The 21898-nt window shown below is 44.2% G+C and carries 14 protein-coding genes and 1 tRNA gene; 9 read left to right on the top strand and 6 right to left on the bottom strand.

Annotated elements, in window-relative coordinates; genetic code table 11:
• Positions 1 to 603: 603 nt before the first annotated feature.
• Positions 604 to 1797, bottom strand: a complete 1194-nt coding sequence (gene mvk, locus ACNEUN_RS02985) for a mevalonate kinase (protein ID WP_463630702.1) — start codon at positions 1795 to 1797, stop codon at positions 604 to 606.
• Positions 1798 to 2069: 272 nt separating this feature from the next.
• On the opposite strand from mvk, the gene mvaD reads away from it, so the two are divergent.
• From mvaD to ACNEUN_RS02960, 5 genes are all read left to right on the top strand, one after another.
• A complete protein-coding gene (gene mvaD / locus ACNEUN_RS02980; RefSeq protein ID WP_463630700.1) occupies positions 2070 to 3221 on the top strand; it encodes a diphosphomevalonate decarboxylase in 1152 nt (383 codons plus the stop codon).
• Positions 3214 to 5943, top strand: a complete 2730-nt coding sequence (fni, locus tag ACNEUN_RS02975; protein WP_463630698.1) for a type 2 isopentenyl-diphosphate Delta-isomerase — start codon at positions 3214 to 3216, stop codon at positions 5941 to 5943. The genes mvaD and fni overlap by 8 nt, the downstream gene beginning before the upstream one ends.
• 251 nt (positions 5944 to 6194) lie before the next feature.
• A complete protein-coding gene (locus ACNEUN_RS02970; protein ID WP_427876327.1) occupies positions 6195 to 6992 on the top strand; it encodes a DeoR/GlpR family DNA-binding transcription regulator in 798 nt (265 codons plus the stop codon).
• A 443-nt stretch (positions 6993 to 7435) separates the two neighbouring features.
• Entirely contained in the window at positions 7436 to 8827 is a 1392-nt protein-coding gene (locus ACNEUN_RS02965) for a hypothetical protein (protein WP_463630696.1), read from the top strand.
• A 1528-nt stretch (positions 8828 to 10355) separates the two neighbouring features.
• Positions 10356 to 10428, top strand: a tRNA-Arg gene (locus tag ACNEUN_RS02960).
• 340 nt (positions 10429 to 10768) lie between these two features.
• On the opposite strand, the gene ACNEUN_RS02955 is transcribed toward ACNEUN_RS02960, so the two are convergent.
• Positions 10769 to 12193 carry a hypothetical protein gene (locus ACNEUN_RS02955; protein WP_463630695.1) on the bottom strand — a complete coding sequence of 475 codons (1425 nt, stop codon included), beginning with the start codon at positions 12191 to 12193 and terminating at the stop codon, positions 10769 to 10771.
• A 1670-nt stretch (positions 12194 to 13863) separates the two neighbouring features.
• Here ACNEUN_RS02955 and rpsP point away from each other — a divergent pair.
• The 4 genes from rpsP to trmD all read left to right on the top strand — a co-directional run bounded on the left by rpsP (position 13864) and on the right by trmD (position 16223).
• Complete coding sequence (gene rpsP / locus ACNEUN_RS02950; RefSeq protein ID WP_463630694.1) at positions 13864 to 14346, top strand: 30S ribosomal protein S16; 483 nt, start codon at positions 13864 to 13866, stop codon at positions 14344 to 14346.
• A 2-nt stretch (positions 14347 to 14348) separates the two neighbouring features.
• A complete protein-coding gene (locus ACNEUN_RS02945; RefSeq protein WP_427876334.1) occupies positions 14349 to 14585 on the top strand; it encodes an RNA-binding protein in 237 nt (78 codons plus the stop codon).
• 10 nt (positions 14586 to 14595) lie between these two features.
• The gene (rimM, locus tag ACNEUN_RS02940; protein WP_463630691.1) at positions 14596 to 15249 is read left to right on the top strand and encodes a ribosome maturation factor RimM; all 654 of its coding nucleotides are present in this window, start codon (positions 14596 to 14598) and stop codon (positions 15247 to 15249) included.
• 107 nt (positions 15250 to 15356) lie between these two features.
• Positions 15357 to 16223, top strand: coding sequence for a tRNA (guanosine(37)-N1)-methyltransferase TrmD (gene trmD, locus ACNEUN_RS02935; RefSeq protein WP_463630818.1), 867 nt, complete (start codon positions 15357 to 15359; stop codon positions 16221 to 16223).
• Between the two features lie 23 nt (positions 16224 to 16246).
• Here trmD and ACNEUN_RS02930 read toward each other — a convergent pair whose 3' ends face one another.
• From ACNEUN_RS02930 to ffh, 4 genes are all read right to left on the bottom strand, one after another.
• Complete coding sequence (locus ACNEUN_RS02930) at positions 16247 to 16828, bottom strand: RsmD family RNA methyltransferase (protein WP_463630689.1); 582 nt, start codon at positions 16826 to 16828, stop codon at positions 16247 to 16249.
• A gap of 9 nt (positions 16829 to 16837) precedes the next feature.
• Positions 16838 to 18208, bottom strand: coding sequence for an MFS transporter (locus tag ACNEUN_RS02925; protein ID WP_463630817.1), 1371 nt, complete (start codon positions 18206 to 18208; stop codon positions 16838 to 16840).
• Positions 18209 to 19010: 802 nt separating this feature from the next.
• Positions 19011 to 20132, bottom strand: coding sequence for an endonuclease/exonuclease/phosphatase family protein (locus ACNEUN_RS02920; protein WP_463630687.1), 1122 nt, complete (start codon positions 20130 to 20132; stop codon positions 19011 to 19013).
• Positions 20129 to 21805: a signal recognition particle protein gene (ffh, locus tag ACNEUN_RS02915; RefSeq protein WP_463630685.1), complete on the bottom strand. Its 1677-nt coding sequence runs from the start codon at positions 21803 to 21805 to the stop codon at positions 20129 to 20131. The genes ACNEUN_RS02920 and ffh overlap by 4 nt, the downstream gene beginning before the upstream one ends.
• Positions 21806 to 21898 lie beyond the last annotated feature (93 nt).

Here is a 21898-nt window from a genome sequence, read left to right as displayed (position 1 = left end):
CAACGCGAGTTTCGTAGCGAGCGCTTATAGCGCGAGCGTTAGAACACGTTTGGAGGGTGTCGGTCTGCGTTTTGCTCCAATCGCGAGAGCCTCGTCTCGCTTTTGGAGGGTTTGCTGTTGATTATTGCTCCAATTGCGAGAGCTTTGTCTCGCGTTTGGAGGGTTTGATTCCGTCATACGCTCCATTTGTGAGAGAGTGTTCTCGCTTTTGGAGGTTTAGATTAGGATTATTGCTCCAATCGCGAGAGCTTTGTCTCGTGTTTGGAGGGTTTGATTCTACTGAATGCTCCAATCGCGAGAGCTTTGTCTCGTCTTTGGAGGGTTTGATTCTACTGAATGCTCCAATCGCGAGACCCTTCTCTCGCTTTTGGAGGGTTTATTGTTGATTATTGCTCCATTTGTGAGAAAGTGTTCTCGTATTTGGAGTTGTTGATTAGATTATTTGCTCCAATCGCGAGAGCTTTGTCTCGTGTTTGGAGCGTGTTGTTCTGCGTTTTGCTCCAATTGTGAGAGGACTGTCTCATGTTTGGAGCGGTACATTATTAATTAAAACTGTGAAAATCGCTACTTGCGTTCACTACTTGCGTTCGCTACTCGCGTCCGCTACTCGCGTCCGCTACTTATATCCACAATCCACGTATTTCGAGCGCCAGCCTCTCGCAAAGCTGCGCTAACTTTTCGCGCATCTTCCGCACTTTCTGCCAACGCTATTACGCATCCGCCGCCACCGCCGCCAGTTAGCTTTGCACCCAACGCTCCGTGTTCACATGCCGTGCGCACGAGCGAATCAAGTTGTGGCGTACTAACGCCAAGTTCCGCCAAAATCTTGTGCGCGCGAGTCATTCGTTCGCCCATATTTTTTGCGCGGCCATTAGCCAAATCGTATTCTGCTTCGGCGGCGAGTCTGCCAAGTTCTTCTAATAATTTGCTAACAGTTTCAGGCTGCGATTTCAAATATTTTCGTAACGCTTCGACTGTTACGCGAGTCATACCTTTGTGCCCAGAATCCGCCAGAATAATCCAAGCGCGCATATTAATGTCCATGCGCGAAAACTTTCCGTGCTGAAAACGTACCGGCCATGACGCTGCTGTTGCAGTTGCGTCCAGCCCAGAAGGATGACCATGCGCTATGCGCTCAGCTGTCTGAGTTAGCTCAAAAATCTGCTTTTCTTTAGCTTTTATGTTGTAATAGTCAAGAATCGCCCGTATCACTGCGCCTGCAGCTGCGGCAGAAGATCCGAGCCCTCGTTCCGGCGGAAAATCTGCTTTTGTTGTTATATGTAGTGCCTGCCCGTCCCATTCTGCAAACTCTAGCGCGGCTTTAATTGCCGTGCGCACGCTGTACAAGCGCTGAGGTATTTCGCAAAGCGGCCCCGTAAAATCTAGGCAAGTGAGCGTTATTCGCGAGTCTGCGTTATTTGTGGAGTCTGCGTTATTTGCACCATTTTCATTATTTTTACTAGATTTGCAGCCCGTTACGGTTGCGCGCATTTTTAGATTTTTTAATGGCAATGCTACCGCTGGATGACCGTATACTACAGAATGTTCGCCGAAAAGTATTACTTTTGCACAAGTTTCGCCATATCCTGCTCGTGTAGTTTCAGATACTTTTGCGCGACTTACAACACTGCTTCCTCTGCTTCCTCTGCTTCCTCTGCGACCTACTGCGCTATCTACCGCGCTTCTTCCTCTACTGCATTTATTTTCCCCAGCGGGTTTTGCAATAATTTCCCCAACATTTTCTGCAGTAAGTTTTTCGGCAAGATCGCATTTGCTCTGAGGCTGAGTCTGAGGCACAGTTTGTATCTCCTTACTGACTCCTTACTGATTGCAGAGTCGTCGCCAAGGCGGATTTGCACTATTTTAACAGATTTATCAAGTTGTCAATCGCTTAATTCCGCATTTTCCGACTGTTCTAATCTAGTCGTCTTAATCGCAAAAGGCTACGATATGCGATTTACGCTCACAACACATTCACATTTCTTATTCCGCGTATGTTTCAGCGCGCGATTTTGGTAGAATATCAACTTGGAGCTATCTTATTTCATTATTTATTCCGAAGGGTTAGCATGCAAAAAGTAGAGATTCAGCCGAAAATAAAGTTTGACTCTAATCTTTCATCTAACACAGCTGTAGTTAGAGCGAATGTGAATATCGCGCTAATTAAATATTGGGGTAAGCGTAATGAAGATTTGATTTTACCTTATACTTCTTCTCTTTCCCTTACTCTTTCGGATTTATGGACTACTACTAGCGTAAGTTTCGACGACAATCTTACTGAAGATTGTGTTAATTTTGATGGCAATAACCTTAGTTTAGATGATTCTTCCTTCCGCAGAATAGTGAATATGCTTGATTTAGTGCGCAAAATGGCTGGTATTTCAAAGAAAGCTAGTGTTATTTCAACTAATCATGTGCCGACTGCGGCAGGTTTAGCTTCCAGCGCTTCTGGTTTTGCGGCGCTTGCTGCTGCGTCTTCTTACGCTGCCGGTTTGGAGTTGAGCTCGCGTGATCTTTCTAGGCTTGCCCGTAGAGGTTCCGGTTCTGCTTGCCGTTCTGTTTATGGTGGTATTGTCCTCTGGCATGCTGGTTCTGTTGATAATTCTGTTGATACTTCTGCCGGCGATGCTTCCGGCGATGCTTCCGGCGATGAGACTTCTTTCGCGGAGCCTGTTGATGTTCCCGAAGACTTTGATATTGCTATGATTGCTGTTGTTTTAGATTCTTCTAAGAAGTCGATTTCTAGTCGTGATGCCATGCGTCGCACTGTGCAAACTTCGCCGTCGTATATGCCGTGGGTTGAGCAGTCTGCTAAAGATCTCCGGCAGGCGCTTTGTGCTGTTAAGAGCAGTGATATTGAGATGTTGGGTGACGCTGTTGAACGTAATTCTTTTGGTATGCACAAGTCTATGCGTGATGCGGTGCCGCCAGTGGATTATTTGACTGCGAAAACTCACGCTGTGCTTGGGGTTGTTAAGTCTATGCGTGATTGCGGTTGGCCTGTTTGGGCGACTATGGATGCGGGTCCTAATGTGAAGGTAATTACTTCTGCGTCTGCTGCCGAGCGAGTTTTGAATGAGCTCGTAGATCGCGTTAAGCGCGAGTTTGCTCTCACTGCAAGCAGTTCTGTAAGCAGTTCGATAAGTACTTCGGAACCGGATTTTATTTTGGCTTTTCCTGGTAGCGGTTTGATTGTTAATAGGGGTGTGAAAAATGACTAAGGCTCAGGCGAGTGCTCCTGGAAAATTGTATATTGCTGGAGAATATGCTGTAGTTGATGGTGCTGCTGCGATAGTTGCGGCAGTAAATCGTTTCGTTACTGTTACAGTTGACGACGAAAATCTTTTGAAAAAAGATGAGACTGCTGTTAAAAATGACGCTAATTTAAGTAAAAACAGTACTTTTTACGGCAGTACTTTTTACGGAAGTATCGCCTCTGAAGCTGAAAATTATAAGCCGCTTATTTGGAGCCGCGCGCGTAACGGAAAAAGTATTGTTATAGAAACTTCCGCAACCGCATCTTCCGCAACCGCATCTCCCGCATCTTCTATAGAATCTCCCGCATCATCCTCATCATCCCCGTCTAATATCGAAGAAATAATAAAATCCTACTCTTACGTACTTTCCGCAATGCGCGTGGTCGACGCATACGCAATCGAATTCGGCTCAACTTTCATTCTTCCCTCATATAATTTGCGCATTTCCAGCGAATTGTACGACGCTAAAAGCGGCAGAAAATTCGGCCTCGGCTCTTCGGCAGCTGTAACTGTTGCTGCAGTGCGCGCGCTTTGTGAATTTTATAAACTCAATCTTTCCATTCAAAATATTTGCAAGCTTGCGCTGATTGCATCATCTCTTGTTAAGAAGTCGGGTAGCGGAGGAGATGTGGCAGCTAGCGTGTACGGCGGCTGGATTATGTACAGAGCGTACGATCGCGATTGGCTTAGTGCTGAGCTTGAGCTGGTTAAATCTGGCGACTCTAGTTTTGGCAAACTTTTGTGCAAAAAGTGGCCGCGTCTTGAGATTAAGAGATTAGATATTAGATCTGATATTAAGCTTTTGGTTGGTTGGACAGGTTCTCCTGCTTCTAGTGCGGAGCTTGTCAGTAGCGTAAAGTCGAGCGCTGGCAGCGGCGCTAGCACTACTCGCTCATCTGCACCTTCACTATCCGCATCCCAACTTTTTACGTATAAAGATTTTTGCGCAAAAAGCGAGGCTTTGGTGCAGCGTCTTATATTTACGCTTGAAAGTGGTGATCTCGTTGGCGCTGCAAACGGTTTTGCTTGCGCGCGTCAACTTTTGAAAGATTTAAGCGCACTTACAGGCACCGTTATCGAAACTCCGCAGCTTACGCGTCTTATCGAAGATGCTTTAATTTACGACGTTCCTGCAAAAACTAGCGGCGCTGGCGGCGGCGATTGCGGTATTGCGCTACTGTACTCAACCGATAAAGAGCGAATTGATTGCGTTAAATGCGCTTGGAAAGAGAATAAAATTCGTCCTCTTAATATTAATGTTGCTAAAATTAATGGCACTGGCAGTAAGTCCGAAAATATAGTGCTTAAGAATGCGGATCGCGCTGTGATTTGTGATTCTCAAAGTTGGCTCGATGATATTCCGGAATACGAGTCTGATGAAAGAGCGAAAAAGCGTACGCGTGAAAATATGAATTTGCTTCGTTTTGGTACGAAATTTGATGATATAAGATTGCCGCATGAGGGGGAGTCTGCGCCTGCAGCAGTTTCCGCAAACGCGCCTGCAGCAGCTTCCGCACTTTCCGCATCTTCCGCAGCTTCAGCGTCAAAAATCGCAAATGTATCTACATCTTCCACAAATTTAATTACGCAAAATCGCAAGGATGCGCACATTGCGCTCGCACAAGAACAGTATCATTCGCATGCAAACGCTGGCTTCGACGATATTCGTTTTGTGCCGAACGCATTGCCGCAGCTGTCAGTTGAGTCTGTTGATACTAGCGTAAGTGTTTTTGATAATGCTGCCATATGGTCTTATCCGCTTTATATCAACGCAATGACGGGCGGCAGTGAGAGTACTCGTAATATTAACGCGTCTTTAGCTCGTGTTGCTGCGAAAACTGGTGTTGCTATGGCATCTGGTTCGCTTAGTGCTGCTCTTCGTGATTCTTCGCTTGCTAGCACTTTTAGCGTAATTCGTGAGGAAAATCCGAACGGCTTTGTTATGGCTAATGTCAGTGCTGGCGCTAGCGTTTCGGATGCTATGCGTGCCGTTGATTTGCTTGAGGCGAACGCTTTGCAAGTGCATTTGAACGCTGCGCAGGAGCTTGTTATGCCTGAAGGAGATCGCGATTTAAGCTCTTGGCTTAAGAATATTGAGCAGATTGTGTCTGCTGCTTCGGCTGTGTCTGCTGCTGGCGTGCCTGTTATGGTGAAGGAAACCGGATGCGGTTTGAGCGCTAAAAATGTGGAGATGCTGCTCAATGTTGGTGTCCGTTATGTTGATATAAGTGGCAGAGGCGGCACGAATTTTGTGTCTATTGAGAATGCTCGTCGCGAGTTTGGCGATTTTGGTTATTTAGCTGATTGGGGTTTTAGTACTGTTGAATCGTTGCTGGATGTGCTTCATTCGAGTTGCGTCTGCAAATCATCATCTAATCAAAATTCTCTTTCCGTATTCGCAAGCGGCGGTATTCGCAATCCTCTTGACGTGCTTCGCGCTTTATCTTTGGGCGCTAGGGCTGCCGGCGTTGCTGGCGAGTTTTTGCATACGCTTATGTGCAGCGGCGAGGATGCGCTTTTGCAGCAGATTACGTCTTGGCAGTCGCAAATACGCACTCTTATGGCTTTGCTTGGTTGTAAAACTGTCGACGATGTTCGTTTGCATACGTCACTGTTACTTTCGGGTGCAGCTGCTGATTTTGCTAAATTGCGTGGTGTAAATCTGCATGATTTAGCTAATCGATAAGACGTTAAGTCGCTAAGCTGTTAAGCTGCTAATCGTTAAGCTACAAGGCTGCATGTTTGTTTTTCTTGCGTTTTAAGTAAGTGTATTTTGCGCCGGCAATGTTCGTTTTGTATCTTTGGTTGCGCTTATTTTTGTGCATTCTCACATTGCTTACTGAATTTTGCGTTATTTTTGTGAAATATGCGTCATTTTTCGTTTAGAAACGCTCAATTACGTTTGTTTTTTGCGTTTACGTGTGCGATAATGTTCGTATGATTTCTTCACAGCGTCAGCATTTGATTTTAAGTCGTCTTCGTACTCGCGGTGCAGTGCGTATTACTGCTCTTTCTAAAGAGCTGAACGTTTCTGCTATGACGGTTCGTAGGGATATTGCGGAACTTTCGGATCGCGGTCTGTTAAAGCGCGTTCACGGCGGCGCTGTAACAACTAATACGCTTCTTTCGGAGCCTCTGTTTTCTGTTAAGTCGCAGATGGATATTGGTTTGAAGGATGCAATTGCGCGTTTGGCTGTGGATTATGTGTCTCCAGGAGATGTGATTGCTATTGGCGGCGGCACTACGGCTTACGTTTTTGCGCAGCATTTACTTGAGTCGCGTAGGGCTTCTGGTATTACGATTTTGACTAATTCGATTCCTGTTGCGGAGCTTGTGCAGGCGCTTGAGTCTAAGGATGTTGAGGTTATTGTTACTGGCGGTGTGATTACGCGCTCGAATTCGCTGGTTGGGCCTATTGCGGATAAAGTTGTGGCTTCTCTTCGTGTGAATACTGTGTTTTTGGGTACGCATTCTGTGTCTCTTCCGCGCGGCTTCTTAATGCCGAATTCTTTGGAGGCGGCTACGGATATGGCTTTAATGGATATTGCTGACCGCACGATTATTTTGACGGATCATACTAAGTGGAGTTGCACGTCGCTTTCGCTGTTTGCGCGTTTTGATCAGGTTGATACCGTTATTACTGATGACGGTTTGGATGCGGATTCGCAGCTTCGTACGCGCGAGCTTGTTAAGGATTTGGTTTTGGCGCCGACTGTGGAACCTGTTGCCGAGTAGGTGAGTGGTGGTTTAGTTTTTCGTTTGTTGCTGCGGCGCGTTGGGTTTGTTGCGCATTTTCTGTGCCGCGTTGCGTTCGTTGGGTTTGTTGCGTTTGTTGTTTTCGCTTCGCTTGTTTTTAGTGCATTAGCGCAAACCTTAAAGAATCCTGAGAATTTTATGAAAAAAGTCTTAATGCGGCGTGTTTTGTAATATTTTCTATATTTACAAAATAAAGCAGGAAATATTTCAGTATCTGCAGAAAAATAGAGAAAATATTTCAATATTTTTAATTATTTTGCGTTTGCGAACCTGAGAATTACTATTGAGTTTTCTGAGAGCGGGTCGTATAGTTAATCCTGTTGCGGATGAAATCCCTAGTTTCTGAAGCACACGCGGGAAACCGCATCTAGCATTTTTTCTTCGTGTTCCTAGCACGAAGGAGAAGAAGAAAGGAAATTATTATGTTGAATAAGAAGGCTATCGCCGCATTCGCTGCTGGCGCCACCCTCCTCTCCGGTATGGCATTCGCCGCTCCAGCTTTCGCTGCTGAGCCTGCTAAGGATCCAAAGGCCGAGAAGTGCGCTACTGCTCAGAACAATGTTACAAAGCTTGAGCAGGAGAAGGCCGTGCTTGAGGCTAAGGTAACTGTTGCAAAGTCTGAATATGATGCTGCACAAGCCAAGTTTGATAACGCTAAGACTTTGGCTGGTCAGTATAAGGCTGCTGTTAACGCTTACAAGGATGCCGCTGCTAAGGCTAAAGCTGCTAAGGATGCAGGCGAGGATCATGGTGCTCTTGATGATGCTGCAGAACATGCACGTAAGAGTCTTGCTGACGTTGTAACTAAGGTGAAGGCTGATGAGAAGTTAAAGAAGACTGCTGCTGCCGCATTCGATGCTTCTGATGCTAATAAAGCTGGTAAGCTTGATCCTAAGGCTTTAGATAAAACTGTTAATGCTGATACTTTCGCTGCCAGCAAGGATAGTTTGAATCAGGCTAAGTATAAGGTCTTCCTTAAGGATGCTGAGTTGACTGCTGCTAAGGCTGATCTTGCTAAGCTTGCTTGCCAGGCCAGTGGTAGTGAGCAGAATCCACCAAAGCATGATCCTACTACCCCAACTCAGCCAGGTTCTGTGAAGGATGCTGATGCTGCTAAGGCTGATGTTATGGTTAAGGCTGCTGCTTATGATGCTGCTCGCGTGAAGAATGCTGCTGCTAAGGCTGATGCTCAGAAGGCTTATGAGGAGGCTGCTAAGGCTAAGAAGGCTGATGAGGCTGCTCAGGCTGAGGTTGAGGCTGCTCAGAAGGCTGTTGACTTGTTCGCTGGTGATAAGACTTCTAAGGAGTACAAGGATCTTAATGATCGTTTAGATCGTGCTAAGGCTAAGAAGACTTTCACTGAGAATACTTTTAAGGCTGCTGCTGCTAAGTATGCTGAGAAGCAGGCTGCTTTCGATGCTGCTAATGCTGAGGCTCAGAAGGCTTATGATGCTTACAAGGCTGCTGTGAATGTGGCTGCTGCGTTTGGTGTCGATGTTACCAAGCTTCCAGTTGTTGTAGCTATGGATCCTTTGGATAAGACTTTCCCTGGTTTTGCTGATGCTCAGCAGCTTTATCGTGATGCTCAGTCTGGTAAGTTTGGTCCTGCTGCTGCCGCTGCTGCTAAGGGTGCCGCTAATGGTGCTGCCGCTGCTGATAAGAAGGCTGATAAGCAGGGTAAGATTACTGTTGAGAAGGGTAAGGATAAGGCTGGTAAGAACCTTCCTAAGACCGGTGCTGCTATTGCTTTGACTGCTTTGGCTGCTTCTGTTCTTGCTGGTATGGGTGCTGCTGTCCGTAAGGTCCGCCACTAAGCAAATCTGCTCTAACTGTGGATTAAAGCGTTCGCGTTTTAATCGCAGTTTGAGCCTGCTAACTTAGTCTGGTTGTAAAGCATTCGCTTTACAACCAGACAGGGGCTGAGTTCTCAGCCCCTTTTTTGTTTTTGTTTTATTATTCTTTTTGTTTTATTATTCTTTTTGTTTTTGTTTTTGTTTTTTTGTTTACTCTTTTATATTCTTATATTTTTATTTTTATTTTTTATATTCTTATCTTTTATATTCTTTTATTCTTTCCTCCTTTCCTCCTTCCCTCCAAACATGAGACCCCTATCTCGCTTTTGGAGGGTTGCTTGTTTCGTTTCCCTCCAATCGTGAGAGCATCGTCTCGCTTTTGGAGGGTGTCGACCTGCGTTTTGCTCCATTTGTGAGATGTTGTTCTCGTAATTGGAGTTGTCTACCTTGCTTTTCCCTCCATTTCCGAGCCTCTTCTCTCGCTTTTGGAGGGTTGTTTGTTGTGCTCCGCTCCAATCCCGAGACCCCTTTCTCGCATTTGGAGGCTTATTTATTGCGTAGCGCTCCAATCGTGAGATGTTGTTCTCGAGTTTGGAGGCTTATTTCCGCCATACTTTTTATATTTTGTATATTCTTGTATTTTTTATTCTTTTACTTTTATTCTTTATTCTTTCCTTCTTTCCTCCAAACATGAGACCACTTTCTCGCTTTTGGAGGTTTTATTTCTGCCCTCCGCTCCATTTGCGAGACTCTTCTCTCGCTTTTGGAGGGTTTATTGTTGCGCATCGCTCCATTTGTGAGACTCTTCTCTCGCGTTTGGAGGCTTATTAGTCAAGTCATTTTTTGCTGTAAATTCGGTTTTACGTTTATCTGATTTGAAATTCTCTTAATTTAATAATTTAATAATTTAAAATTGATGAAATTAATTTTCAGGTAGAATCAATGTGCTCTTTTCGTGTGATTTTGTTTTGAAAATATTTTATAAAAATTATTTGAAAATAGTATTGTACTTTTTCTAAATTAGTGTATTATTGAATTAAGCCATTTAGCTCCCTTGGATGCGATTGATTCGGGAATGCACCCAACGGAAAGTAAATGGCTTTTTTTATTGATAAAACCAATTCTAATCCGTAGTAGATGTAAAGCATACCGTGTGATTATTTAAGTTCTCTGTTTCTGTGATCATGTACGAGCTTTATGGTGTGTAGTCTTAACATGAGCTATTGTCACACGCCAAAAATAAGAACAGAAACAAAAAATTTTTGTACACACATTTTTTGGAATAACTCCCTTATTTGCTCCAATTGTGAGAACATTCTCTCGCTTTTGGAGGTTTAGCTTAGGATTATTGTTCCATTTGCGAGAGGTGGTTCTCGTAATTGGAGTTAATTCTGCCTTTGAATGCTCCAATTGTGAGAACATTCTCTCGTGTTTGGAGGGTTTGCTGTTGATTATTGCTCCATTTGCGAGAACACTCTCTCGCTTTTGGAGGGTTTATTATCGTCCTCTACTTACAATCCCTAGTAACGTGTATACTTTCACGAGTTGCGGGCTTGTAGCTCAGTGGATAGAGCGTCTGCCTCCGGAGCAGAAGGTCGTGGGTTCGAACCCCATTAAGCCCACTTTGTGAAGTCTTGAGCAGATATATTCGTTCCGTTTATCTTTCGTTTTTATCGCAGTTTAAGTGAGTAAACAGTTTTTCATAATTGAAGTTATAAAATATGCGAATAATATAAAATTTCGCATAAAACTTATCTATTAATACCAGTGAAAACGCGTTAGTTTGCAGAGATGCGCGTTTTGATGCGCGTTTTGATGCGCGCTCTAGCTGAGTACATAGCGACTAAAAGTACATAGCGACTAAACAGTACATAACGGCGAAGGACTACATAAATTCGCCTCAACAACATCTTTATAATGCAAAATTAAATCGTAACCTGCACACGTGTAACTTTCGTAATATCAAAACGTAATTTTAGGCACCCCGGCGCCCAGCAAACGCTCCTCAAGCTTTGCTGGAGAAATCACGTGGGAGAAGTCAAATCGCACTATAGTATCAACCCCGCAACTGTACAAATGCCGCTCCCTATCGCGCTCGCGTATTACAGCAGATCTATCGTAATTGCGTAGTATGAATTCATTCGAACTGTTGGAATTAGACGAGTTGTTGGAAGTGTCATAAGATATGTCGCTGCTCGCTGCATCAATAGTGTCGATGTTTCTCTTAATTTCATTATTTCCGTTAAATTTTTCGTCATTATCAGTAAAATCAATATTTTTTCCAGCGTTAACTAAATATTTATCAGCACCATCAAGCTCTCCAACAATCAATTTTCCGCCAACTTTCCACGCAAAATCAACCCTATACGGCCACTTTGGATTAGTCTCATTAGGGAATTCATGCTGCAGCTCAGGCCGCACAAAACCAAGCTCAATCATCGCAGCGCGCGCCAACGACTCTCCGCCATTCTCGCTTTTGCCGTCAGCAAGCTGGCAAAGTGTGCGCAGTCGAGATAAAACATCACTTTCGTCAACGTATGTAAGAAGAGAATTTTTTTGCTTAAAATATGGCAGGTCTTGAAAATCCGCTGCCTCTTGCTGATAGCGGTAATCAGCGTAAAATTTACTGCAAACGCGGTAAACTTTTTCAAGATTTACGCCATTTCGAGCCGCAGAGTCAAAAATTGGCAGTGCGCATCTGAAAGGAAGAGTCCACGCGCATACAAACAAAACGTTATAAATGCTTGCCACGCTTTTCACTGCAGATTCTTCTAACGTTGCAACATGACCAAAATTAGTTGTATTTAGATTTTTTGGCTTCTCGTTACTTGCGCCGTTACTTGCGCCGTTATCTGCGTTTTTATTTGAGTTGCGTTTTCCTCCATATTTTTCACGTTTGAAATCGCACTCTTCGAGACGAATCCCATCCTCGTCCTCAATAATATCCGGTAATTGCACGCGCCGAAGCTGACGTTTTGCGGACTTGTAAGAGTCGTGAGAACGCGCCTCGGCAGCGTGCTTGTCTGCATAGGGGCATGAGACATATATTTTTATGGGTTTTCCACAGGTATCTGGAGCACTAGGCGTTTCAAAATTAAGTAAGGCTGCGCCTGTTTCGCCGGTAAACTTCCACACACCTATTTTTATTTTTTGCGCAAGTCGCGTTGCGATGTGCGTAATTCTCTTTTTGTGCGTTAGGCTTAACCAAAACAGTTTGCGCGCATACAATCCATAATATGGTTCGACCAGATCCCCTGATTTTAGGCTGTGTCGTACGCCGTTGCGATACGGAAGATGCGATGCCATAAGGCAGGAGCCTTCGTTTTCTGCAGCGTCTAGTGCTATGTCTAATTCGCTTAATTTATTATTTAGTGTATTTTTTATCATATTATTTTGCCTTTCCGCTTTTTTGTAAATAGATGATACTGAGCGTAGAAGTGGAAAAAAAGAAAAAATGTGCATTGTGGATACAGCCTATGTGAGGCCGCATTTTACTTAGGTTTTTGCTTATTTTTAGATGTGGATTTGTGGATTTTTATTTATTTTTTTTTATTTTTTTTTACGGATTTTTCTTGCGATTTAGTTTGTTGCTTATTGCTCCATTTGCGAGACTCCTTTCTCGCGTTTGGAGGGTTGTTTGTTGTGCAGCGCTCCATTTGCGAGATGTTGTTCTCGTAATTGGAGTTGTCTACCTTACTTTTCCTCCAATCCCGAGACCCCTTTCTCGCTTTTGGAGGGTTGTTTGTTGCGCAGCGCTCCAAACGTGAGAGCATCGTCTCGCGTTTGGAGGCTTTGATTCTACTGAATTCTCCATTTATGAGAGGCTGCTCTCGTAATTGGAGTTGTTGATTAGATTATTTGCTCCAATCGTGAGATGTTGTTCTCGCGTTTGGAGGGTTATTAATCAAGTCATTTTTTGCTGTAAATTTGGTTTTACGTTTATCTAATTTGAAATTCTCTTAATTTAATAATTTAATAATTGATGAAATTAATTTTCAGGTAGAATTAATGTGTTCTTTTCTTGTGATTTTGTTTTAATTTCAACTGTTGATTTTGTTTTGAAAATATTTTATAAAAATTATTTGAAAATAGTATTGTACTTTTTCTAAATTAGTGTATTATTGAATTAAGCCATTTAGCTTTCCTTTGGATGCAATTGAGATGGGAATGTGCCCAACGGAAAGTAAATGGCTTTTTTATTTGTGAAACGGGATATAAAAATACCTGATAATTCTTTAAATCTGTAATTAATACGAGTTTTAGAAGCGTAGTGTCCTAATATGTGTTATACGCGACACGCTGAAAATAAGAACGAAAACAAGAAATTCTGGGGTTATAGGTCAAATTCTGTATAAACATTTTGGGAAATAACCATTATTTGCTCCATTTGTGAGAGGTGGTTCTCGTAATTGGAGTTGTTGATTAGATTATTTGCTCCAATCGTGAGATGTTGTTCTCGCGTTTGGAGGGTTTATTTCCGTCGGCTGCTCCATTTGTGAGAGTCTTGTCTCGTGTTTGGAGGGTGTTGGCTTGTGTTTTGCTCCAATCGCGAGAACACTCTCTCGCGTTTGGAGGGTGTTGGTTTGTGTTTTGCTCCATTTGCGAGAGTCTCATCTCGCGTTTGGAGGGTTTAGTTTAGGTTGGTTGCTCCATTTGTGAGAGGTGGTTCTCGTAATTGGAGTTAATTCTGCCTTTAAATGCTCCATTTGCGTGAGTCTCATCTCGCGTTTGGAGGGTTTATTGTTGCGTAGTGCTCCAATCGCGAGAACGCGCGCTCGCGTTTGGAGGATGTTGGCTTGTGTTTTGCTCCATTTGCGAGAACACTCTCTCGCTTTTGGAGCGGAGTTTATTATTTCTCAGCTCTAATACCCATCGTCAATCAAGCGCCCTAAAGTGACTTACACGGAAAAATCGTCCAAGCAAAGCGACATAATAGATAAGTTATTCGCGTGGAATCGGCGCCCTCTTCCCGGCCACGTGAGGAACATGTGGAAGCTCGCAAGGAGTGCCCCACACCCAAGCGAAATTCTACGACTCTAGTTATAAGGAGAGCCATTTTGGCAACCAAGATTCGTCTTAAGAGACTGGGCAAGAAGTTCTACGCTTTCTACCGCGTGGTTATTTCCGATTCACGCAACAAGCGCAACGGTAAGTCTATCGAAGAGATCGGCGTGTACGATCCAAACAAGCAGCCATCCATGATTCAGATTAATTCTGAGCGTGCGCAGTACTGGCTTGGCGTTGGCGCACAGCCAACCGAACCAGTGTTGAAGCTTTTGAAGATTACCGGTGATTGGCAGAAGTTCAAGGGTCTCGAAGGTGCTGAAGGTACTTTGAAGACCGCTGAAGCTGGTCCAGATGCTGAAGCACGTATCGAAGCCGTAGATGCTGAAGCTCAGAAGCTGAAGGCCGCTAAGTCTGAAGCCGCTGCTAAGGCTCAGGCTGCAGCTGAGGCTGCTGCAAACGAAGCTGAGGAAGCTCCAGCAGAAGCTCCAGCAGAAGCTCCAGCAGAAGCTGCTTCCGAGGAAAAGGCTGAGTAATTATGCTGTCTCAAGCTGTGGAACATCTCATTAAAAACATCGTTGATTTTCCAGACGATGTTTCAGTGCGCTCCTACGAAAATGCTCGCGGAGAGCTGCTGCGCGTTCGCGTGAATCCTGAGGATATCGGACGAGTTATCGGACGAGGTGGACGTACAGCCAATGCTATCCGCACCGTTGTGCAAGCGTTAAGCGATCACAATGTACGCGTAGATATCATGGACGTACGCAATAAGTGAAATAAGTGAGATGAACGTGGCATTAGACCAACATTCTTATGGCAACCCTCAGCAACGTCGCAACGACCTGCTGAGGGTTTGTCGTATCGGCAAAGCCCAAGGACTAAAGGGTGAGGTTACTGTACAAGTTTTTACAGACGAGCCCGAAGAACGTTTCAAACCCGGCACTGTGCTTTACAGTTCAGATGCTGCTCGCGAATTCATTGTTGAGCGCGCGCGAACATTTAAGAACCGCTGGATTCTGCTGTTTGAAGAATCGCAAGATAGAAACGCTGCTGAAAATCTTAACGGTTTGGAATTATATGTGCCGGCGGAGGATGCGGAAAAGCTCGCTGACGAAAATGCGTGGTATATAAAAGATTTAATTGGATTAGAAGCGCGTTTGTGCGAGAATAATCAGCTCGGTTTATCTTCGCAAGTTATTGGGAAAGTCGTCGACGTGCTCGACGGAGCGCAAAGTTTACTAAAAATTCGTCTATCTAATCAGATTGAAAACAAGGAAAACGCATCTACTAAAAGTAACGTATCCAATAAAGAAGATTCTAAGATAGACGATACTAAAACTGCGCTTGTACCGTTTGTAGAAGCGCTTGTTCCGGAAGTAAATTTAAAAGACAGATATTTGACTATAGACCCTCCAGGCGGATTGATTCCTGGATTCTAAAGTATAAAATTGCGCGGCTATGCAAAATTGCACGGCTATGCCAATACGCAAGTTGTAAACACAGAAATTACTTAAGTACTTAAGCGAGCAGAAATAGACTCATTATGATGAATATAGACATCGTTTCCGTATTCCCAGAATACTTTCACATACTTGATTTGAGCCTATTGGGAAAAGCTCAAGAAAACGGATTACTTAAGATTAACGCGTACAATTTGCGAAGATGGACGCACGACGTTCATCAGTCAGTTGATGATACTCCGGTTGGCGGCGGCGCTGGAATGGTTATGAAGCCGGAAGTTTGGGCTGAATGTTTAGATGAGCTTCTTGCAGAAAATTGCGAAAGTGCTGCCGTATCTGAAAGTGCGTCTGTACCCGAAAACGCAGCTATACTAACGAAGCCTGTTATAATCTTTCCAAACCCATCTGCTCCGCTATTTAATCAAGAAGCAGCTACAAGCTTAAGTAGCGCAAAACATCTGATTTTTGGCTGCGGACGTTACGAAGGTTACGATGCGCGAATACCAGAATATTACCGTTCTAAAGGCTATGATGTGCGTGAATATTCGATTGGCGATTACGTATTAAATGGTGGGGAAGTGGCAGTTTGCGCAATGGTAGAAGCAATAACTCGCTTAATTCCAGGATTTATGGGAAATCCAGAATCGATTATTGAAGAATCATATACAGGAAAAGACGCGCTTTTAGAGCACAAGCAGTACACTAGACCAACCACTTGGAGAGATATAAGTGTACCAGAAATACTAACATCCGGAAATCACGCTAAAGTAGACAGATTCCGCAGAGACGAAGCGTTAGAACGAACTGACGAGATACGTCCAGATTTACTTACGAAACTCGACTGCAGTAAATTAGATAAGGCAGATCGGAAAAAACTTATATCACTCGGATGGGAAGTTTCAGGAGAGCATCCAAAGATAAGAGTTCCTAAAACCCAAGCACAAGCCAAATAATTTGGCAAACTTAACAAAACTGATTAACGCTTAGGCTGAATATACAAAACAGCAGTTTCGCCATAGTCTCGAGTATCAAATAACTCCAAGCCATCAGGCATATTAGGCGAAACGCTTCTAACGCTGCGCTCAAGTACAACAAGCGTATCTGCTTCAACACTAATCACTCCACTCTCGCACATTTTATTAAGCAGATTCTCGCATTCAGAAGTCTCATAAGCGTAAGGTGGGTCTATAAATACAAGATTGAAAGCAGCGCCACTGTAGTCATTTACAAACTGTTCTGCGCGTTTACGAACAACTCGCATACTAAGATCACTATTCCACTCGCGCGAATTTTGCAAAAGCTTAGCTGTGCGCTGTATAAGAGCTGCCGCTTGCGCATTCGCTTCAACCGACACAAGCTCACGAGAGCCTCGAGATAATGCTTCCACTCCAAGAGCGCCAGTTCCGGCAAACAAATCAAGAACGCGCGCATTCTCAAGAACATTCCATGAATCAAGTCTAGAAAAAATCGCCTCTTTAGTGCGATCTGTAGTAGGACGAGTGCATGATTGAGCTGACGTCAACGGCAACGATTTAAAACGACCTGAAATAACACGCATACTTACAAACTAGCCTTCTATCTTTGGAATAAACATTGAACAAATCAGTGCCAATGCAAGAGTAGCAGCACCCACAATAATAGATGCCAAATATCCGCAATTTCCAGCAAAAAGATTATCAAAAACAGTAAAACTTGCATACAAAAGAGCAAAACTAAGTCCTGCGCCAAGATTAAACGCACCAGCATTTAAACCAGGTAAATAACCAGGATTATCTTTAGGAGAAAGAACTATTCCCAAGCCGTTAAGCATAATATTTGTAACACCTGAATAAACAATACCGAGACAGATAGAAACTGCAAGCAAAGAAAGTGCTGAAGGGTATTTTAGCAAAAATGCGCTCGCGAAAAGAGTTAACATGCTAAACATTATGCCAAATTGCAACACAATGCGATAACCGAACTTACCTGCCAGCACTCCAGTAACAGGGCCAAAAATGAAGCCGATTATGGCGTAGGGGGTAAGTGTAACAAAAGAAACAACACTTAAATCAAGGCCGGCGCCAAAATGCGAATCTTGAGCTAGCTTAGGTAAAATTCCGTTTGCAATTGCAAAAACGCCGGTCATAGTGAAAAGAGTCGTTGAAAGCAAACCCCACGTTCGGCGTTGGCGTAGGTAGTGAGTCGAAATCATAGGCTTTACTAATTTACTAACAGATATTTCTTTTTTGCGCTCAACATTCCAAAAAATTGCGAACAAAACAATTGCGCTAAAAGCAAGAATCAGTACAAAAGCAAAATTAGAATTAGATAACTTTTGCAACTCATTAATCGACATATAAGCGCACAAAAACGCCAAACTAAGAAGGAATACTCCAAGCCAATCCATGCGAGGCGTATTTTCAACGGAAGAATCTTCAGTTTTTGCAAGAATCAAAATCGCTGCAATTGCACAAGCTAAAGCTATGCAAACAAAAACAGATCTAAAACCAAAACTACACGCAATCGCGCCGCCTAAAAGCGCATCAATGCCAGCAATACCGCCATTTACTGAAGTTAACACGGCCATAAGATTAGCGTAATGGCGTTTATCTTTAACTCTTACGTGCAACATAATCAACACAAGTGGCACAACAGGGCCGGCGGCACCCTGCAAAACGCGGCCAAACATAAGCATCTTAGCGTTAAGCGACAAAGCTGAAATTACAGATCCTACAGTTGCAATAAGAAGCATAGAAAAAAGTACTTTTTTGCGGCCGACTATATCCGCTAAACGCGGCAAAAATAAGGAAAATAAGGCTGCAGAAGTGAAGAAAATGGTTTGAGTAAGGCCGATATATGAGTCGGTAGTATTAAGCTCGCGTTGCATTGCCGGGAGTGCGGGGGAAAGCATGGAAACGTTGAGTTGAAAGGCTATTACGGCGGAAAATAGCGCAATCATTAGGGAGAGTAGTGAAGCGCGTGCGGATGGTGCGGTTGGTGCGGAGGTTGTGGATGGTGCGGTTGGTGTGGATGAGGGGAGTGCGGAGGGGAGTGCGGAGGTTTTTATTAATTTAGAATCGCTTTGTGATTTATTAGAATGCGTATCTTCAGTCATATATCACCTCTCGTAGCGCTTTACATCCAGTGAAATAAAACAGTGTATAAAAGCTTATGAAAGCATATAAATAAGTGTAATGCTATAGTGTGCGTTCGCATAATAAATATTAGCCATTCGAATTTTAAATTCTCCAAACATGAGCATCCTCTCTCGCATTTGGAGGGTTTAGAATCGTTATTCGCTCCATTTGCGGGCGCGACGACCTGCTTGAGCGCTGCGATTTAGCGCGCGAAAGCAACTCGGAGCGGAAACTCGCTTAGGTTGGAAGTCCAGTGGACTTCCAACGCGAGTTTCGTAGCGAGCGCTTATAGCGCGAGCGTTAGAACACGTTTGGAGGTTTAGCTGTTGATTATTGCTCCATTTGCGAGAGCACCGTCTCGTGTTTGGAGGGTTTGTCATCGTCATTTGCTCCATTTGCGAGAGTATCGTCTCGTGTTTGGAGGGTTTGTTTCCGTCATACGCTCCATTTGCGAGAGTATCGTCTCGCGTTTGGAGGGTGTTGGCCTGCGTATTGCTCCAATCATGAGAGCCTTCTCTCGCTTTTGGAGGGTTTATTGTTGTGTTTTGCTCCATTTGCGAGAGAGTGCTCTCGTAAATGGAGGAGGTTGGTTTAAGTCCGCTACGATATTCGCATATCGCTACGCTAATCTACTTTGATTTCTGCCATATACGCGAGGTGATCAGTGCCGTCAACTACCGCATTTTGCTGCCAACCGGCCGCAGCTCTGCAATTTTTTGCGCAAAAAATCACGTGATCAAGCGTCAAATTTGGCCATTTAAGCCACGTAGGCCATGTGCGCAAACGCTTTCCTAACGAAATTCCTGCGTCTGTAAAACCTGCTTTCAAAAGCGAACGAAAACTTGGGTGATCAATTGTTGAATTGAGATCTCCCGTAATAATCGTAAGAGTTGAGTAAGCTCTGTCTTCTTCAATTCCTCTACTTTCCGCAATTTTTGCGAGCGTGCATATCCCTTCGCTCCACGCTTTGCAACTTCGCATAGGCGATTTCGTGTGAGCAGATGCGAACGTTATCCTAATATTTTTCGCACAAGTCGCGAAATTTGTTCCCGCTGTTCCTACTGTTCCTACCGTTCTCGCTGTCGTCACAGTCGGCACTTTTGCCGCTTCAATTTCTACGGAATCGTCGCAAGTTTCAATAGCGGAATACTGCGTAAAGATTGCGTTAAATCCTCCGTTATTATGCTCACTTTGCGCGCCTATGCATGAAGTCGGAAAAATTTCGCAAATTCCTAATTTTTTTAGATTATTTACTAAAGATTCGCTTAATTCCTGTAAAAGTAACGTATTTATATGATATTTTTCTGCTATTTTGATTATTTGAGATGCGTTTGCTCTTCCATACCTACAGTTAAGTGTCATTACGCGTATTTTTATAGGAGAACTTGCCGTAGATTGACTGCGCAATTCACCAATAAAACTGCGCAATTTTCCAATCCAATACGGCATATACGACTGCAGCGAAATCAGAAACAACGCTGCGTATGAAACGCATAAATATGCGTAAGACTGCGTAATACCGCTCGATTGCGCTTGCACATATTTTCCGTAGAAAAATTCGCACCACACTGCAGCACCGCAACAGCATAAAAACAACGTTCCGATTACGAAAGTAGCCAGCGGCAGTAACGCAATAGCATACGGAAGTGGGTTATGTTTATCAACTTCAGCTGGAAGCCAACGAAGTAGCTGCCACGCAAGAAGCACTGCAAACACAACCCACAAAATTACTACTACAAGAATCATCTTCCAAAAAGACCGGCTAATCCGCCGCCGAAGTTAGGTGGAAGTTGAGCATCTTCGTATTCAGCGTCAGAGTTCATCAAATTCTGCAAACCGGCAGGAAGACCCTGCATATCTGTCTGCTGAGGTTTTGCAAAAGCAGATTCTTCAGAACCTCCGCCCATTGCGGAACCAGTTCCCGAAAGACGCTCGCGAAGTGCGCGCTCTTCTGCTTCTCGACGCATAGGATTTCCAGACTTTCCGCCCTTCTTCTTTGACTTTTTATCCTTGCGTTTCGACTTGCTTCCAGCACCACCAAATCCTGGCATGCCGCCCATTCCAGGCATTCCAGCGCCGCCGCTCATGCGTTTCATCATCTTCGCAGCCTGCTCAAAACGCTGCAAAAGTGCGTTAACTTGCGATACGCTTACGCCTGCACCGGCAGCGATACGCGCGCGACGAGATCCGTTTATTATCTTCGTATCTCTACGCTCTGCCGGAGTCATAGAACGAATAATTGCTTCAGTGCGATCGATTTCGCGATCATCAAACTGCTCAAGTTCCTGCCTGTGTTGCGCCATTCCCGGCATCATTCCAAGCAGTTTTTTCATAGAACCGAGCTTGCGTACTTGCTGAAGCTGATCCAAAAAGTCATCTAAACCGAATGTGCCTTCCGAAATTTTTGCAGCAGCTTTACGCGACTCTTCTTCATCAAACTGCTTTTGTGCTTGCTCGATTAGCGTCAAAATATCGCCCATATCGAGGATTCGCGAAGCCATACGATCCGGATGGAACACCTCAAAATCTTGTAAGCCTTCGCCGGTTGACGCAAACAAAATCGGTTTTCCGGTTACGCTAGCAACTGATAAAGCAGCGCCGCCTCGTGCGTCACCATCCAGTTTTGAAAGCACTACGCCTGTAAAATTCACGCCTTCGTTAAAAGCCTGAGCAGTGCGGACTGCATCCTGACCAATCATTGCGTCGATAACGAAAAGCACTTCCTGCGGCTGTACGGCATCGCGAATATCTCGAGCCTGCTTCATAAGAACATCGTCTACGCCCAAGCGGCCGGCAGTATCAATAATCACAGTGTCGTACATTTTTGCGCGAGCAAAATCAATCGCCTTGCGCGCAACTTTAACCGGGTCTCCTTTAGTAGACCATGGCAAAGAAATTGCGTTTCCTCCTGTTTGCACGCCTTTTTCGGGAGCAAAAACAGGAACGCCGGCGCGCTCGCCAACAACCTGAAGCTGCGTTACAGCATTAGGACGCTGCAAGTCAGCTGCAACTAGCAGCGGCGTATGACCCGAATCTTTAAGCCAATATCCGAGTTTTCCTGCAAGTGTAGTTTTACCAGCGCCTTGCAAACCTGCCAGCATAATTACGGTAGGTGGGTATTTTGCAAAATTAAGCGGCCTGTCTACACCTGCACCCAAAACTTGAGTCAACTCATCGTTCACTATTTTTACGACTTGCTGAGCTGGATTTAATGCGCGCGAAACTTCCTCGCCAAGTGCGCGCTCGCGGATACGCGCTGTGAACGAGCGTACGACTTCCAGCGCAACGTCTGCGTCAAGAAGAGCGCGTCGGATTTCGCGAATAGTGCCATCGATATCTGATTCTGAAAGCTTTCCCTTGCTGCGTAAATGTTTAAACGCGTTGGAAAGACGGTCTGTTAACGAACTTAATGCTGCCATAATATTCCCATTATATCCTTGTGTTCTGTCATAAAAAATTTTTTACTATACGATACCCGTTTATTTGTTTATTTACCTATTTATTTATTTACT

Source organism: Gardnerella sp. C0684A1 (genome assembly GCF_055326835.1).
Note: the sequence above shows the minus strand (reverse complement) of the source record. Positions and strands in the feature narration are given on the sequence as shown.